The 15,587-nt window shown below is 71.1% G+C and carries 15 protein-coding genes; 5 read left to right on the top strand and 10 right to left on the bottom strand.

All coding sequences use genetic code 11. The annotated features are described in order from the left end of the window. Window positions 1–37: 37 nt before the first annotated feature. A complete protein-coding gene (locus EPY72_RS08635) occupies window positions 38–616 on the top strand; it encodes a pyridoxamine 5'-phosphate oxidase family protein (RefSeq protein WP_135806150.1) in 579 nt (192 codons plus the stop codon). A 65-nt stretch (window positions 617–681) separates the two neighbouring features. Here EPY72_RS08635 and mutS read toward each other — a convergent pair whose 3' ends face one another. From mutS to EPY72_RS08615, 4 genes are all read right to left on the bottom strand, one after another. Further along, window positions 682–3,435, bottom strand: coding sequence for a DNA mismatch repair protein MutS (gene mutS / locus EPY72_RS08630; RefSeq protein ID WP_135806149.1), 2,754 nt, complete (start codon window positions 3,433–3,435; stop codon window positions 682–684). Window positions 3,436–3,577: 142 nt separating this feature from the next. Then, entirely contained in the window at window positions 3,578–5,251 is a 1,674-nt protein-coding gene (locus EPY72_RS08625) for a thiamine pyrophosphate-binding protein (protein ID WP_210423513.1), read from the bottom strand. A 96-nt stretch (window positions 5,252–5,347) separates the two neighbouring features. After that, window positions 5,348–5,800, bottom strand: a complete 453-nt coding sequence (locus EPY72_RS08620; protein ID WP_135806147.1) for an RDD family protein — start codon at window positions 5,798–5,800, stop codon at window positions 5,348–5,350. 154 nt (window positions 5,801–5,954) lie between these two features. Then, the gene (locus EPY72_RS08615) at window positions 5,955–6,152 is read right to left on the bottom strand and encodes a heavy-metal-associated domain-containing protein (protein WP_135806146.1); all 198 of its coding nucleotides are present in this window, start codon (window positions 6,150–6,152) and stop codon (window positions 5,955–5,957) included. Window positions 6,153–6,339: 187 nt separating this feature from the next. On the opposite strand from EPY72_RS08615, the gene EPY72_RS08610 reads away from it, so the two are divergent. Then, on the top strand, window positions 6,340–6,681 hold the full coding sequence (locus tag EPY72_RS08610) for a four-helix bundle copper-binding protein (protein ID WP_134668845.1): 342 nt from the start codon (window positions 6,340–6,342) through the stop codon (window positions 6,679–6,681). Here EPY72_RS08610 and EPY72_RS08605 read toward each other — a convergent pair. Beyond that, window positions 6,678–7,004: a DUF8152 family protein gene (locus tag EPY72_RS08605; RefSeq protein ID WP_134668843.1), complete on the bottom strand. Its 327-nt coding sequence runs from the start codon at window positions 7,002–7,004 to the stop codon at window positions 6,678–6,680. The two genes, EPY72_RS08610 and EPY72_RS08605, sit on opposite strands and share 4 nt — an antisense overlap. 106 nt (window positions 7,005–7,110) lie before the next feature. Between EPY72_RS08605 and EPY72_RS08600 the strand changes: the two genes are divergently transcribed. Beyond that, entirely contained in the window at window positions 7,111–7,992 is an 882-nt protein-coding gene (locus EPY72_RS08600; protein ID WP_134668841.1) for an ArsR/SmtB family transcription factor, read from the top strand. Between the two features lie 65 nt (window positions 7,993–8,057). Beyond that, window positions 8,058–9,092: a M23 family metallopeptidase gene (locus tag EPY72_RS08595; RefSeq protein WP_134668839.1), complete on the top strand. Its 1,035-nt coding sequence runs from the start codon at window positions 8,058–8,060 to the stop codon at window positions 9,090–9,092. 10 nt (window positions 9,093–9,102) lie between these two features. Here the strand turns inward: EPY72_RS08595 and thiD are convergent, their stop codons facing one another. Next, window positions 9,103–10,491 carry a bifunctional hydroxymethylpyrimidine kinase/phosphomethylpyrimidine kinase gene (gene thiD, locus EPY72_RS08590; protein WP_135806145.1) on the bottom strand — a complete coding sequence of 463 codons (1,389 nt, stop codon included), beginning with the start codon at window positions 10,489–10,491 and terminating at the stop codon, window positions 9,103–9,105. 98 nt (window positions 10,492–10,589) lie between these two features. Between thiD and EPY72_RS08585 the strand changes: the two genes are divergently transcribed. Further along, window positions 10,590–11,549, top strand: coding sequence for an NOG1 family protein (locus EPY72_RS08585; RefSeq protein WP_135806144.1), 960 nt, complete (start codon window positions 10,590–10,592; stop codon window positions 11,547–11,549). A gap of 10 nt (window positions 11,550–11,559) precedes the next feature. Here EPY72_RS08585 and EPY72_RS08580 read toward each other — a convergent pair whose 3' ends face one another. The 4 genes from EPY72_RS08580 to EPY72_RS08565 all read right to left on the bottom strand — a co-directional run bounded on the left by EPY72_RS08580 (window position 11,560) and on the right by EPY72_RS08565 (window position 15,563). Further along, on the bottom strand, window positions 11,560–12,852 hold the full coding sequence (locus tag EPY72_RS08580) for a TIGR00341 family protein (protein ID WP_135806143.1): 1,293 nt from the start codon (window positions 12,850–12,852) through the stop codon (window positions 11,560–11,562). Window positions 12,853–12,915: 63 nt separating this feature from the next. Continuing rightward, window positions 12,916–13,428, bottom strand: coding sequence for an SHOCT domain-containing protein (locus tag EPY72_RS08575; RefSeq protein WP_135806142.1), 513 nt, complete (start codon window positions 13,426–13,428; stop codon window positions 12,916–12,918). A 53-nt stretch (window positions 13,429–13,481) separates the two neighbouring features. Continuing rightward, complete coding sequence (locus tag EPY72_RS08570; RefSeq protein WP_135806141.1) at window positions 13,482–14,216, bottom strand: SIMPL domain-containing protein; 735 nt, start codon at window positions 14,214–14,216, stop codon at window positions 13,482–13,484. Between the two features lie 54 nt (window positions 14,217–14,270). Then, a complete protein-coding gene (locus EPY72_RS08565; RefSeq protein ID WP_135806140.1) occupies window positions 14,271–15,563 on the bottom strand; it encodes a TIGR00341 family protein in 1,293 nt (430 codons plus the stop codon). Between the last annotated feature and the right edge of the window lie 24 nt (window positions 15,564–15,587).

The following is a 15,587-nucleotide window of genomic DNA, read 5'->3' as shown; positions in this document are numbered from 1 at the left end:
CAGAACGTTTAGATATCCGGTCGCGCTACTCGGTGGCATGGACGAGCGCACGCCAGAGAACGTCTCGGACGCGATTCGGTATCAGGGGAAGGCCGTCGACGACGACGAGGAGATCGCCGCCTTTCTCGACGACCAGCGATCCGGCGTCCTCGGACTGGTCGACGACGGCGAACCGCACCTCGTGACCCAGCTGTTCGTCTACGACGAGACGGCGGGCGCGATCTTCTTCCACGGGGCGCGGGACGGCCGCGCCCACGGCATCGTCGCGGACGGCGAGGACGTGGCGGCCTGCTTTACGACCAGCGAGATGGGGCGATTCATCCCGGCCGACGAGCCGGTCAACTTCACGGTCGAGTACACCAGCGTCGTCGCGTACGGCACCGTCGGACTGGTCTCGGACCCGGCGGCAAAGCGGGCGGTCCTCGAACGGTTCATGGCGAAGTTCGCGCCCCACCTGACTCCCGGAGAGGACTACGAGGAGATGACCGAGGCGTCGATCGACCGGACCGCCGTCTACCGACTCGACGTCGCGGAGTGGAGCGGCAAGGCCGGCGAGAAACCCCCCGAGTACCCCGGCGCGTACGACCTCGACGCGGTCGGCGAGTCCGGCGAGTGAGCGAGGCGCCGGGCGGCGGCGTCGCGGCTCGGTCGCGCCCGTCGAGTGTCGCCCGCGAGCCGCGCTCACTCGTCGAGTCGCTCCTTCCACGCCTGGACCCGGTTCATGAGCTCGACCGGCGAGGTCCCGGTCAGGTCCACGCCCGACAGCTCGTCGAGGACCGCCCGCGTCTCCTCGTCGAGCCGGTCGCCGGCCGGGTCCTCGTCCGAGGCCCCGGTCGCGGGCGCATCGTCCCCGTCGTCGCGGGTCTGTAACTGCCCCGACCCGACGTCGAAGACGACCTGCTTGGTGGCGTCTGCCCCCCCGCCTTTGGTCTCGATGGCCTCCTCGGCCCGGAGCTTCTCGAGCACGTCCCGCGAGCGCTCGACCACGGGGTCGGGCACACCCGCGAGTCCGGCGACGTGGATCCCGTACGACCGGTCAGTCGGGCCGTCCTCGACGGTCCGGAGGAAGGTCACGTCGCCGTCGCCCTCGTCGGCCGAGCCCGACGCCGCCCCGTCGGACGAGGGCGGCTCGCCGTCGACCGCGACGTGGACGTTCTGGACCCGATCGAGCTGATCGGCGAGCGTCGTGAGCTCGTGGTAGTGGGTCGCAAAGAGGGTCTTGGCGCGCACCTCGTTGTGGAGGTACTCGGTCGCGGCCCACGCGATCGAGATGCCGTCGTAGGTCGCGGTGCCCCGGCCCACCTCGTCTAAGATCACCAGCGAGTCCTCGGTGGCCGAGTGGAGGATGTTCGACAGCTCTTGCATCTCGACCATGAACGTCGACCGGCCCTGCGCGAGTTCGTCGAGCGCGCCGACCCGAGTGTAGATGCCGTCGACCGGTTCGATCTCGGCCGCGGCGGCCGGCACGAAGCTCCCGATCTGAGCGAGGAGCACGACGAGCGCGACCTGCCGCATGTACGTCGACTTCCCCGACATGTTCGGGCCGGTCACCACGAGAAACCGCCGGTCGCCGCCGAGGTGCGCGTCGTTGGGGACGAACTCGGTGGTGCGCTCGACGACGGGGTGGCGCCCGGCCTCGACGTCGATCCCGCCCGACTCGCAGAGCTCGGGGCGGACCCAGTCGTTCTCGACGGCGTGGACCGAAAGCGACGCCAGCGCGTCGAGTTCGGCGAGCGCGCGCCCGACCGACTGGAGCAGGTCCGCGCGGGCCGCGACCGCCTCCCGGAGCGTCTCGAACAGCTCGTACTCCAGGTCGCCGCGGCGCTCTTCGAGCCGGAGGATCTCGCGCTCGCGCTCGTCGAGCGCGTCGGTGGTGTAGCGCTCGGAGTTCTTCAGGCTCTTGAGCCGGTCGTAGCGGTCGGGCACCGCGTCGGTCTCGGAGTTGCCCACCTGGATGTAGTAGCCGTCGGTCTTGTTGCGGTCGACCCGGAGGTGGGTGATGCCGGTCTCGCGCTTCTCGCGGTCGGCCAGCGTGTCGAGCCACTCCTCGACCGCCTCGTGGCGGTCGATGAGGTCGTCGAGGTCGTCGTCGTGGCCTCGCCGGAACAGCCCGCCCTCGGTGATCGTGGCCGGCGGGTCGTCGACCAGCGCGTCGAGTCGCTCGCGCAGGTCGGCGGCCGCCTCCCGGTCGGGGCGGGCGGCGATGTCGGCCAGCGGCGACGCCGAGAGTGTGGGGTCGGACTCGATCGCGTCGGCGACCGTCGGGACGAGCGCGAGGGTCTCGCGGACCCGCAGGAGGTCGCGGGCGTCGGCGCTCCCCGAGGCGGCCTTGCTCGCGAGGCGTTCGAGGTCGTAGGCGTCGCCGAGCGACTCTCGGACGCCCTCGCGCGCCAGCGCGGCGTCGGCGAACGCCGCCACGCCATCGGCGCGCGTCCGGAGGGTCGAGCGGTCCTGTCGGGGGCGCTTGAGCCACTCCGCGAGCAGGCGCTTGCCCGGGCTCGTGACGGTGTGGTCGATGGTCGCGAACAGCGACCCCTCGCGGCCGCCCTGTGTCGAAGTACCGCCGGTACTTCCGGACATGGTCTCGGTGAGTTCGAGGTTGCGCTGGGTGGTCGCATCGAGTTCGACGTGGTCGTCGCCCCGGTAGCGCCGGAGCCGGGTCATCGACGACGCGACGCCGGTGCCGGTCTCCTCGACGTACGAGAGCAACGCGCCCGCCGCCTGCACCTCGGGGGTGTCGTCGCGCCCGCCGTCGAGGCCGAGGCTGTCGAGGGCCTCCGGCCCGAACTGTTCGGTCGTCAAGTGGGTCGCCCGGCCGGGCGCGAACGCCTCGGCCCGGTGGACCGAGACGGTCGCGTCGGTGCGCTCGCGGACCCGATCGAGGAAGGCGTCGTCGTTGCGGACCGACGGCCCGGGGAGGATCTCGACGGGATCGAACCGGTAGAGTTCGGCGAACACGCGGTCGGCCGCGTCGTCGGCGTCCCCGTCCCCGACCGCGGTCACGAGGAATCGTCCGGTCGTCACGTCCGCGAACGCCAGCCCGTAGCCGGCGTCGGTCCGGACGACCGCGACGAGATACTGGGCGTCGGCGTCGGAGGTTTCGAGGAGCGTGCCCGGGGTCACGACACGCGTGATCGCCCGCTCGTGGCCGTCGGCGGTCTCGCGCTGGTCGGCGACCGCCACCCGGTAGCCACGCTCGACCAGCGCCTTGAGGTGGGGCGTGAGCTTGTCGACCGGGACGCCCGCCATCGGGTAGTCCGAGCCGTGGGCGGACTTCTGAGACACCTTGAGGTCGAGGAGGTCGGCGACGGTCTCGGCGTCCTCGCCGAAGAACTCGTAGAAGTCCCCGACCTGCATCACGAGGAAGTCGGCGTCGGTCTCGCGTTTCAGCGCGAAGAACTCGCCGACGATGGTGTCTGGGTCAGGGTCGGACACGGGACCCACCTCCCGCTGGACTGACGAGAGCGCTCGAAATCATACTCGGTCACAGGGCCGAGGCCGACTAAAACCGTGCGGGTTCGGTCGGGCCGCGCGACCGGCCGGCGACCGAACGCGGGTCGGCGGTCGGAGCCGCGGCTTACGGCAGGTCGATCGTCGACTCGTAGTCGGCCGCCTCGGCCGCGGACTGCTCGTCGGTCTCGATCGGCACGTCGATCAGGTCCGGCCCGTCGCGGCCGACCGCGTCGTCGACGGCCTCGCGGAGTTCGCCGAGCGACTCCGCGCGGGTGCCCCGACAGCCGAACCCCTCGGCGACGGTCGCGAAGTCGGGCGACCCCCAGGTGAACTGGTGGCCCTCGGTGTACTGTTCGATCTTCGGCGACTTGCTGATGACGCCGTAGTCGGCGTTGTTCGAGACCACGACCGTCACGTCGAGGTCGTACTCGGCGGCGGTGTGGAGCTCGTGGATACACATCATCAGCCCGCCGTCGCCGGTGAGACAGACCACCGGCTCGTCGGGGTTGGCGAACGCCGCGCCGATGGCGGCCGGCAGGCCGACGCCCATCCCGGCCCACGAGCCCGCGGCGACGTACCGCTCGGGGTCGTAGGCCGTGAACGCCTGCATCGCCCACAGCCGGAAGCCGCCGACGTCGACCGCGACCGGCGCCTCGCGGGGCGTCGACTCGCGGACGGCGTCGATCACGCCGGGCGTGTTGAGCGGCGCGCCGTCCTCGAACAGCCCCGCGGCGTCGAGGGTCTCGCGGTACTCCGAACGGACCGCGGACCCGACAGCGCCGCCGTCCCAGCCGCCGGCGCCCGCGCCGTCGAGGCCCTCGCGGATCGAGTCGACCGCGTCGGCGACGTCCGAGAGGACGGCCACCTCAGGCTCGTAGGAGGCGCCGACCGCCGACGTGTCGAGGGTGACGTGAATCAGTTGCTCGCCCATCGGGAGCGACCAGTGGGCGGTCGTCACGCCGTCGAAGTCGGTCCCGAGCGCGAGCACGACGTCCGCGCGATCGAGGACGCGCTCGGCGCCCGCGGGCAGGTGCGAGCCGGTCACGCCGAGGAAGCGGTCGTCGTCCTCCGGGAAGACGCCCTTCCCCTTGTAGGAGGCGACCACGGGGGCGTCGAGGTCCTCGACCAGCCCGCGGACCGCCTCGGTGGCGCCCGGCGACCGGCGGGCGCCGCCGCCGAGATACACCACGGGTCGGTCGGCGTCGGCGAGCAGGTCGGCGGCGGCCGCGGCGTCGTCGCCGGCGTCCCACGTCGTCCGCTCGGGCGAGACCGTCGCGGCCGGCGCGTCGACCGTCTCGTCGAGGATGCGGCTCGGCACCCCGAGCCGGACGGGACCGGTCGGGGGTTCGAGCGCGGTCTCGATGCCGCCGGCCAGCTTCGCGGGGAGTTCGAGCGCCGACTCGACGGCGACGTTCGCTTTCACCGCGTTGTCGAAGGTGTCGGCCTCGATCTCGTGGATCGGGCCCTTCCCGCGGTCCTCGGGGTTGACGTCGGCCGAGACGTGGAGGATCGGCACGCAGTCCTCCGAGGCGTTCTTCAGGCCGTGCATCGCGTTCGTGTCGCCCGGCCCCGGGACCGTGAGCGTGGCGGCGACGCCGCCGCCCGACTCGTAGTACCCCCACGCGATGTGGGGGACGGCGGTCTCGTGGCGGGCCATCAGGTACTCCATCTCGTCGCGCTCGACGACCGTCCGGTCGAGCGGGAGCGTCTGGGTCCCCGGGATGCCGACCAGCAGATCGACGCCGGCGTCCAAAAGCGCCTCGTAGACGTAGTCTCCGCCCCGTTTCTCGTCGCTCACGCGGACCACCTCGCGGCCAGTTCACTGGTCATACCGGCAGTTTAGCACCGGCGTAGTTATCAGTTGGTGTCTCGGCACGCCGCGAACCGACTCCCGTCACGTCCGGACCACCACCGTGTCGGCGAGTCGGTCGCCCACCCGCTTGTAGCGGTCCGAGAGGAGCGCCGCGACGATCCCGACGACGTAGAAGAGCGGCAACACGTCGACGAGCCGCGAGACGTTGCGCACCGCCGCCGACCGGAGCGTCAGGGGCGAGCCGTCGTCCTCGACCGCCCGGATGCCGACGAGGTACTTGCCGAGGGTCTTGCCCGAGCGCCACTCGAACAGCGTGTGGTAGCCGACGCCGAGCCCGAGCCACAGCAGGAAGGCCGCGGTGGCGGGAGTCCCCGTGAGATCGGCGTCGGTCCCTGTCGCGGTGGTCTCGATGTCGCCGGTGAGCGCGGCGATCGGATAGATCGCCGCGAACAGGAGTCCGAACCAGACCACCGAGTCGATCCCCATCGCGACGCCGCGAATGCCGACGCCGCAGTCGTTCGGGTTGTCGGTCATGTGATTGAACGACCGGCTCCCACGAATATAAGTATTGATGTGTTGATACGACAGCGAGTCATCGACGGGACGCCGACGCCCCACCTCGTGTCGACGCCTCGGCGCGGATCGCACGCGGCGTGTCGGTGACCGATAGCGGACGCGCCGGGGCGGCTCAGAGCTTTGGCTCGTAGCCGGCGTCCTCGACTGCGGCCGCGAGGTCCGAGTCGCTGGCGTCGCCCTCCACGACGACGGTGTCGGTCTCGTTGTCGGCCTCGGCGGCGCGCACGCCCGGCAGGTCCGAGAGCGCGTCCTCGACGGTCTCCTCACAGCCGCCACAGCTCATCCCTTCGACGGTGATCTCGTTCGCCATGTCCGTTCCTTGGCGGTCCCCCTTTTTCGGGTTTGTGCCTTCGATCGTTCGGCGAATCGGCCGTTCGATCTCGGAACCAAAAGCGAGCGCCGGGCGTCTTTCGACTGCGTGGGGCTAACGGCCCCACAGCGTCCGATCCGCTAGCCACAGACCCTAAGACGGTCATTGCCGTGAGCCTGAGACCGCGATGGCACTGTCAGAACTCGACGTGAGCGACGAGATGGACGAGTGTATCGACAACTGCTTCGAGGCGACCCAGGCCTGCGAGTGGTGCGCCGACGAGTGTCTCGACGAGGAGATGGACATGTCCCGGTGTATCCGGCTGTGCCGGGACGTGGCGGACGTCGCCAGCATGCACGCCCGGTTCATGGCGCGCAACTCCGAGTACAGCGAGGACCTCGCCGAGACCTGCGCGGACGCCTGCGAGGAGTGCGCCGAGGAGTGTCGCCAGCACGACCACGATCACTGCCAGACCTGCGCGGACGTTCTGGAGGAGTGTGCCCGGACCTGCCGGGAGATGGCGGCCTAGAGCCGCGAGTCGATTTCCGCGGCCAGCTCCCGGGCGGTCCCGACCCGCTGGTCGGCCGCCTCGCTCCCGGTCGCGTCGACGTTCGAGAGGAGCATCCGGACCTGTTCGACGCGCGCTTCGACGACCGCCTCGGGGCCGTCCGGATCCGCTCCGGACGCCGCGTCGGCCTCGCGGGCGGCGCGCGCGGCGTCGCCGGCGACCGCTTCGGCCTCGCCGAGCCACCGGCTCGCCGACGCCTCGACCGGGAGTTCGGCCGTCGCTTCGAGGGCGGCGTGGAGGTCCGCCGCGAGTTCGGCGAGTTCGTCGTCGGTCGAGTCTGCCATACTCGACCTTCGGGCCGGCGCCCGAAGGGTGCTGGGGTCGGCGACGTGGCGCTTCGTCGACCGTAACGGTTCTCCGGATGGCCGGTGTACCACGCACCGATTCACGATGAGCGCCGACGAGGAGGCCATCGAGCCCGCGACCGCGTTCGCCGCGCTCGGCGACCCGATCCGGGTGGCGGTGCTCGAAACGCTCGCCGACGACCGCCGGAGCGACCCCGACGAGCCGGGGCTGGCGTTCTCGGAGCTCCGAAAGCGGGTCGGCGTCAGGGACTCCGGTCGATTTCGGTACCACCTCGAAAAGCTCCGCGGGCCGTTCGTCGAGCAGACCGACGACGGAAGCTATCGGCTGACGTACGCCGGTAGCGAGGTGGCGACCGCCATCGTCGCCGGCACGTACACCGAGCGAGCGACCCTCGGGCCGACCGACCTCGACAGCGACTGCGAGCTCTGCGGGGCGGGGGCGGTCGGGCGCTACGACGACGGGGTGCTCTCGGTCCGGTGTGCGAACGACCACCGGCTGTTCGTCTGGAGCCTGCCGCCGAACGCCGCCAGCGGCGCCACCCTCCGGGAGCTGGTTCGGACCGCGACCCTCGACCTCTACCAGACGGTCGAGACCATCCGGGCGGGCACCTGCCCGGACTGCTACGCGAGCGTCGAGACCCGCCTCGAACCGACCGACGGCGCGGGCCAGCCGTATCGCTTTCGCGCCCGGTGTGAAGCGTGCGGGAGCACCCTCGACGTGCCGGCGGGGTGCTGTCTGGTCGGCCACCCCGAGGTCGAGGCGCTCTACCGCCGCCACGGCAGGTCAATACGCGACGGCTACTGGTGGGAACTGGAGTTCGCGCGGGCCGATGCGCCAGTCGAACGGGTCGACGGCGACGAGACGCTCCGGATGTCGGTCGGAGTCGGCGACGAGACGCTCCGCGCTACCCTCGACGACCGCGGGCGGGTGACCGCGACCGACGTCGAGTCCGTCGAGCGAGAGTGACAGAAATCCAATAGAAGAACGGTTCGCCAAACACTGAAGCCCGATCCCGGCGATCGGAGTAGACGATGACGGAGTCGCGTCACCCCGCCGCGTCCGAGCGCAAGCCCAAACGAGAGCGACTCGACCGGCTGTTGGGCCGAATCCCCGATCCGACGGTGCTCTCGGTGCTGGGGTTCATCGGACTGCCCGCGATCGCGTTCGAGCGCTTCGAACACCTCGAAGACTTCATGCTGTTTTTCCTGTTCGGGCTGTGGCCGTACGTCAAAGGCGTCGCTTCGGCCACGACCGGCGACGACGACCAGCCGGCGCCGACCGACTGGATCGACACCGGCGGCCGGGCCGCGACCGTCCGGGCGTATCTCGGGATGTTCCTGCTCCAGTTCCAGCCGGCGGTGTTTGTGACCAGCCTGTTGCAACTGGCGGGCCACGTCCCCATCCTCGTGCGGTACCGCGGTCGGTTACCCGATCCCGACAGCCACGACAGCCCGGTCGACTACCGGCTCCCGTTCGAGGGCGAGTGGACGGTGGTCAACGGCAGTCCCGACCGGCGCTACTCCCACTCGTGGGGCATCTTGACCCAGCGGTACGCCCACGACTTGGTGATCACCGACGAGTCGGGGCGCACCCACGCGGGCGACCGGTCGGGCCCCGAGGCCCACTACTGTTTCGGCGAGCCGATCGTCGCGCCCGCCGACGGCGAGGTGGTCGCGGCCAGCGACGGCCACCGCGACTACCACCGCACCGACGGCTGGCTCGACCCGCGCCAGCGCGACATCCGGGGCAACTACGTGACGATCCGTCACGCCGACGGCGAGTACAGCGTTCTGGCCCACCTGAAACGGGGGAGCGTGGCGGTCTCGGCCGGCGACCGGGTCGAGCGCGGCGACCGGATCGGCCGGTGTGGCAACTCGGGGAACACGACCGAGCCCCACCTCCACTTCCACGTTCAGGACCGCCCGAACTTCTTCGTCGGGATGGGACTGCCGGTCCGGTTCGCCGACGTCGCGACCCGCACCCCCGAGAGCGACCCGGTCGAGCGCGACCGCGACTTCGTCCACGCCGGACAGATCGTGGCGAACGCGGCCGACGCCGGCGAGTGATCGCGGACGGCTACTCGCCCGCGACCGCCTCGGCGAGCCCCACGACGCGGTCGGCCAGCGTCGCGGGATCGGACGCGACCAGTTTCGTCATCGCCTCCTTGCCGACCTCGCCGCGGTCCACGACCGCGACCGGCGTGCCCGCGGCCGCCTCGAAGGCCCGACGCGCGCCCCACTGCATCGTCGACCCCTCCGGTTCTTTCACGGCGTCGGGCTCGGCGTCGCGGTCGTACTCGGCGACCGGCCAGCCGAGGTCGTCGAGCGCGGCCTCCACGTCGGCGTCGAACCGGCAGTTGGCGGCAAATCGGAGTTCGGGGTCGAACTCCCGGGCGGCCAGCAGGAATCGCGCGACGTGGCTCGACGCGCCGAACCGAACCCCGCGGGTGGGCCGAACGCCCGAGAGCGTCCGGGTGATCCGGCCCTCGACGGCCGCGGTCTCGCCGACCGATTCGGCGTAGGGGGTCGCGCCGACGACGTTCGTCCCCACTTCGGGGACGACCGCCGAGACGTCCGCCTCGACGAGTCGCCCGACGACCTCGCTGACGGCCTCCGCGGCGGGTTCGCGGGCGGCGCGGTTCCGGAGTCCGACCGCGTGGTGGACCGCACCCGGCCCCTCGCCGACGTCGAGGTTGTAACGGACCGCACGCGCGACGAACTCGACGCCGGCCTCGACCGCGGCGGGGAGGTCGTCGCCGAGCGCGAGTCGGGCGGCGATCGCGGCCGAGAGCGCACACCCCGAGCCGTGGGTCGCGTCGGTCTCGACCCGCGGGTGGTCGACGGTGCGGGTCCGGTCGGGCGTGACCAGCGTGTCCCGAACCGTCTCGCCCGAGACGTGCCCGCCCGTGAGGAGCGCCGCGTCCGCACCCATCTCGACGAGCGCCTCGCCCGCCGCGGCGGCGGAGTCGGCGTCCTCGACCGCGATGCCGGTGAGGACTCGGGCCTCCTCGGCGTTGGGCGTCACCAGCGCGGCCTCGGCGAGGAGACCCTCGTAGGCGTCCTCGGCGTCGGGATCGAGCAGGCGGTCGCCCGAGGCCGCCACCATCACGGGGTCGACGACGACCGGGAAGTCGGCGGTCGCCGCCCGGTCGGCCACCGTCCGGACGTTCTCGGCCGTGGCGAGCATGCCGGTCTTGGCGGCCCGCACGTCGAGGTCCGCGGCGACCGCGTCGAACTGGGCCCCGACCTCTCGGGCGGGCAGGACGTGGGTCGACTCGACGCCGCGGGTGTGCTGGGCCGTGACCGCCGTGACCGCGCTCGCGCCGAACCCGCCGTGGGCCTCGATCGTCTTCAGGTCCGCCTGAATCCCGGCGCCGCCGCCCGAGTCGCTCCCCGCGACGGTGAGGACGGCTGGCTTCGAGACCGGGGCCGGTCGTCGGGTGAACTGAGTCGAGGTGTCACTCATTAGCTTGTGGTAGTAGTTGGTGGTACTTAGGGATGGGTGATCGCGCGCCGGCCGTCGGTATGAACGCCCTTTTAAGCCCGCGAGAGCTACGTACGTCCATGATTTTCGAATCCCTTCCGACGACGCCCACGTCGGAGGAACTCATCGACCAGGCGTTCTCGCGGGCGGCGCGTGCGGGACGGGCCAAGAGCGGCACTCAGGCCCAGCAGTCGATGCTCCAGACGGCGTCGAACGTCCTGAGCGACAATCTGGGCAACGTCGCGACCGAGTGGCCCGATTTCCGCGAGGTCGATCCGTTCTACTACGAACTCGCCGACGCGATCGTCGACGTGAACGAACTCCGCCAGAGCCTCTCGGAGGTCCAGTGGGCAAGCCACAAGACCAAAGAGATCGGCCGGGAGTATCAGGGCCGGCTCACCGGCGACCTCGAAACCGACCGCAAGCTCCGCAAGCAGGGGTTCGCCCGGCTCGCGTCGGTCGTCGAGGAGGTCGAGGCGGACCTCGAACGGGTGGGCGAGGCGCGCAACGCCCTCCGGGACCTCCCCGAGATCGACCCCGACGAGCCGACCGTCGTGGTCGCGGGCTACCCCAACGTGGGCAAGTCCTCGTTCGTCAACGACGTCACCAACGCCCGCAACGAGATCGCGGAGTACCCGTTCACGACCAAGGGCGTCCACGTCGGCCACTTCGACCGCGATCGCATCCGGTACCAGATCGTCGACACGCCGGGCCTGCTCGACCGGCCGGCCGACGAGCGCAACGACATCGAGAATCAGGCGGTCTCGGCGCTCGAACACCTCGCCGACGCCGTCCTGTTCGTGGTGGACGCAAGCGGCTACTGCGGCTACCCCCTCGACGCCCAGCTCGAACTCCGGGACGCGCTGGCCGAACAGTTCGGCGACGTCCCCGTGCTCACCGTCTGCAACAAGTCCGACCTCTCGACGGACGTGGAGGCCGACGCCTACATGAGCGTCGAAACCGGCGACAACGTCGAGGAGACGCTCGACGCCGCGGTCGAGGCGGTCGGCTACGAGCCCGAACTCCCGTTCGAGGAGTGAGCGCCGCCGGTCACCCCGGCGGCGCCTCGGCGACCTCGTAGTCCACGAAGGTGACCCGGAGCGCGGGCCGCTGGCCCGTCCGGTCGGCGATCCGGCGCTGGAGGCGGTCGGCGAGGTCGGGGAACTCCCCGTCGGCGGTCCGACTGATCGTGACGGTGACGGTCTCGGGGCCGAACAGCTCGCCGACGAACCCGTACTCGATGCTGGTCTGGACCAGCGTGAGGTTGGCGTACTCGGGATCGTCGAGCACCGACTCGATCTCCTGATTGATCGCACGCTCGTAGCCGACCTGCTGGTAGGTCCCGACCACGGCGGCGCCGACGACGAGCGCGATCGCGACCGCCCCGACCGCGAACGTCGCGATCCGGCGGCCGTTCTCGAACGTCAACAGCCCGGAGTCCGACCGCCGGGGGCGATAGCCCAGATACCAGAGCGTGGCGAGCGACGAGACGTTGATCGCGACCAGCGAGACCGCGAGCAACAACAGCGACCCGACCGCGATCGTCGGATACCCCCAGACGACCGCGATGCCGGCGGTCCCCGCCGCGGGGATGAGCGCCGCCGCGATCATCACGCCGATGAGCGAGGTCGGTCCCTTGGTGGTGAGCCCGAACGCCGCGGCGCTCCCCGAGGCGAGGCCGACCGCGACCGTGAGGAGACTGGGCGCGACCCGGGAGCTGATCTGGCCGATTGCGCTGATCTCCAGCATCGGCACGAAACTGAACGTCCTGAGAACGTAGCTGAACGCGGTCGCGGTGACCACCGCGACCACGAGCCCGATCACCTGAAGCCGGACGCTGTCGGCGAGCATCTCCCGGTCGCCCGTGACCGTCCCGACGCTCGCGGTGAGCACGGGCCCGACCATCGGCGCGATCACCATCGACCCCACCACGACCGCCGGGGAGTTGACCAACAGCCCGGCGGTGGCGATGATCGCGCTCAGGAGGATCATCCAGACGAACGACCGGAGGTCGTGGGACATGTCCTTCGCCTTCGACCGGAGCGCCTGCCGGGTGAGCGGGTCGAAGTCCCCGGAGTACCGGTCCTCCAGCGCCGACATGGTCGCGGTGGTCGCGGTCTCGGCCGTGCCGACCACGGTGTAGGCCGTCTCGTCGAGACCGGCCTCCCCGAGGGCGTCCATCACGTCGCCCGTGCCGTCGTTCGGAAGCGGGAACTCGACGAGCAGGTCGCCCTCCCCGCCGTCCTCGGCGTCGAGGACGACGTAGGTGACGTTCCTGTCGTCGAGCGCGCTCAACACCGGGTCGCGCTGCTCGTCCGAGACCAGGACGTGTATCAGGCGCACAGGGAATCAACGCCGTAGCGCCGCAAAAGCGTTCAGGCCGGCGCGAGCGTTCGACGCGACCGTTCAGTTGCGCTCGGCGTCGCGGTCGGGACGTTCGGCGTCGCGGCGCTCGGCCGACCGGGAGGCCGCGAGCGCGGCGTCGACCCCGAGCAGGTCGTCGAGGCGGCTCTCGAACTCAGTCTCCGAGATCTCGCCGGCCGCGTACCGGCGCTTCAACAGCGCGACCGCGTCGTCGGGGTCGGACGGTCCGGCGGCGGTCGACGGCGCCGCCCCGCCCGTCTCGGCGTACGCGCTCGCCGACTCGACGTTGCCGATCAGCGAGAGGTAGACCGGCCAGAGGACGATCAGCGCGAGCGCCACGCCGCCGAGTCCGGCCGCAGTCGCCGCGAGCGCGACGAGCGGCCAGAGAACGACCGACGCCGCCGCGGACCAGATCGCCAGCAACAGCGACGTGGCGCCGACCCCTCCCGCGAGCGCCGCCAGCAGGAGGCGACCGAGCCTCCCGTCGGGCGTGTAGTGCTCGAGGAGGCGATGCCACGGGCGGAGATCGGACGTCGCGGATGGGGGACCGACCATACCCCGAGGTGATCACCGGCCGGTAAAGTCAATTTTGGAAGATGTTTCGGCGATCACGCGTCGGTCCCGTTGTAAGTCACCGCCACCTGCGCGGAGACGGTCACCGGCCCGGCGTCGATGTCGGTCGCGGCCTCGCCGCCCGCGTCGGCGTCGAAGGCCTCCGTCCGGAACGGCTGAACGCTCGCGTCGCCGGTCGAGACGGTGTGGACGCCCGCGATCGAGAGACCCGCGCTCTCGGCGAGCACCTCGGCGTCGCTCCGGGCGTTGGCCATCGCGTCCCGTAGCGCGTCGGCCCGGACCGCCCGACGCCGGTCGGGAGAGAGCGTGAGTTCGACGCTATCGACCCGGTCGGCGCCGTTCGCGACCGCGACGTCGACGATCTCGCCGGCCCGCGAGACGTTCGCGAGCGTCACCTCGAAGGCGTGGACCCCCTCGAAGCCCCGCGGCCGGTCGGTCGTCGTCTCGCGGTCGTATCGCCGGTCGACGGTGTACGCGACCGTCCGAACGCGATCGTCCGGAACGCCGTTCTCCGCCAGCGCGGCCCGGAGCCGCGAGGCGTTGGCCCCGAGGCGCTCGCGGACCGCGTTCGCGTCGTCGCCGGTCGCGACGACCGCGACCCGCAGGATGGCCCGATCGGGGTCGGCCTGCGCCTGCCCCGAAGCCGCGACGTCGATGGTCGGGCCGTCTGCTTGCTGTGCGTTCGTCGCGGCGGGGCCGACGGCGCCGGCGAACCCGGCGACCGCCACGAGCGCGGCGACCCCCACCGCCGTGAGTGCTCCCCTGAACATCTCCAACGGGTACGACACCGCCGCCCAAATAGGCTCGTGTCGGACCGCCGGGCGCTACGCGCCGGCGGTGTCGGTCTCGACGTAGCGGACCTGCACCTCGACGGGGGTTCGTGCGCTCTCGTTGATCCGCCGGCTGAGCCGGTCGGCGAGTCCCGGATACGCGGCGTCCGCGGGCCGGCCGACCGTGACCACCACGCGCTGGTGGCTGGTGAACGGGGGCGTCCCGGCGGTCTCGAACGCGACGTCGAGCAACTGGGCGCCCTCGGTGTCGTTGAGGACCGCCGCGACGTCTTCGCGGGCGTCCTGCTGGAACCCGGCCGACTGGACGGTGGTGTAGGTCACGCCCCCGAGGAACACCGAGAGCACGAGGATGGCCGCGAGGAGGACCCCGGCGCGCTTGGCAAGCGCCGACCGGGTCTCGTCGAGCTCGAACCAGTTTTTCGGCCGGTAGCCCATGTACCAGAGCACGACCAGCCCCGAGAGGTTGATCGAGAGGATGTTCACGAGCACGAGGACCGCCGAGCTGATCGCGGCCATCGGGTGACCCCACGCGAGCGAGATGCCGACCGCGGCGGCCGGCGGCACCAGCGCCGCGGCGATCATGACCCCGACAAGCGCGACCGAGACGCCCGACGCGATGCTGAGCGCGCCCGCGGCGCCCGCCCCGAGCGCGACCACCAGCGAGAGGAAATCGGGGGTGAGCCGACCGCTGATCTGGGAGATGGCGGTGACGTCGGTTCCCGGCGGGACCAGAAACCCCACCTTGACCGCGAGCGCGAAGGCGGTCGCGCTCGCGATGGTGAGGACGCCGCCGATGATCTGGAGCTTCAGCCCGCCCCGGAACAGCTCGCGGTCGCCCAGCACGGTTCCGACGCTGGTCTCCATCGCCGGGCCGATGAGCGGCGCGATCACCATCGACCCCACCACGACCGCCGGCGAATCGAGCAGGAGGCCGGCGGCCGCGACCACCGCGCTGATGATCGTCATCGCGACGAACGTGGTGAACTCCGGGGACATCTCGTGGGCCGTCGTCCGCATCTCCTCGCGGGCGATGCGTTCGGTCTCGTCGTTCTGCTCGTCGAACTTCGCTTCGAGCTGCTCGTAACGACGAGACGTGTCGGTCTCGGCGTCGATGATGACCGCGTGGGCGTCGTCGCCGAGTCCCGCGTCCCGGAGCTCGTCGAGGATCGGCTGGACCGCCTTGGTCGGCAGGGGGAAGTACGCGATGTCGGTGTACTCCCGGCCGCTGGTCTCGTCGGTCAGCATGTAGTCGACGCCTTCGTCGTCGAGGACCTCGATGACCGTATCGCGCTTGCCGGCGGGGATCGAGACCTGTACGAGCCGCATACCCACAGGTGGCACGGCGTCGAT

The sequence above is a fragment of the Halorussus marinus genome (genome assembly GCF_004765795.1).
GTDB lineage: Archaea > Halobacteriota > Halobacteria > Halobacteriales > Haladaptataceae > Halorussus > Halorussus marinus.
Note: the sequence above shows the minus strand (reverse complement) of the source record. Positions and strands in the feature narration are given on the sequence as shown.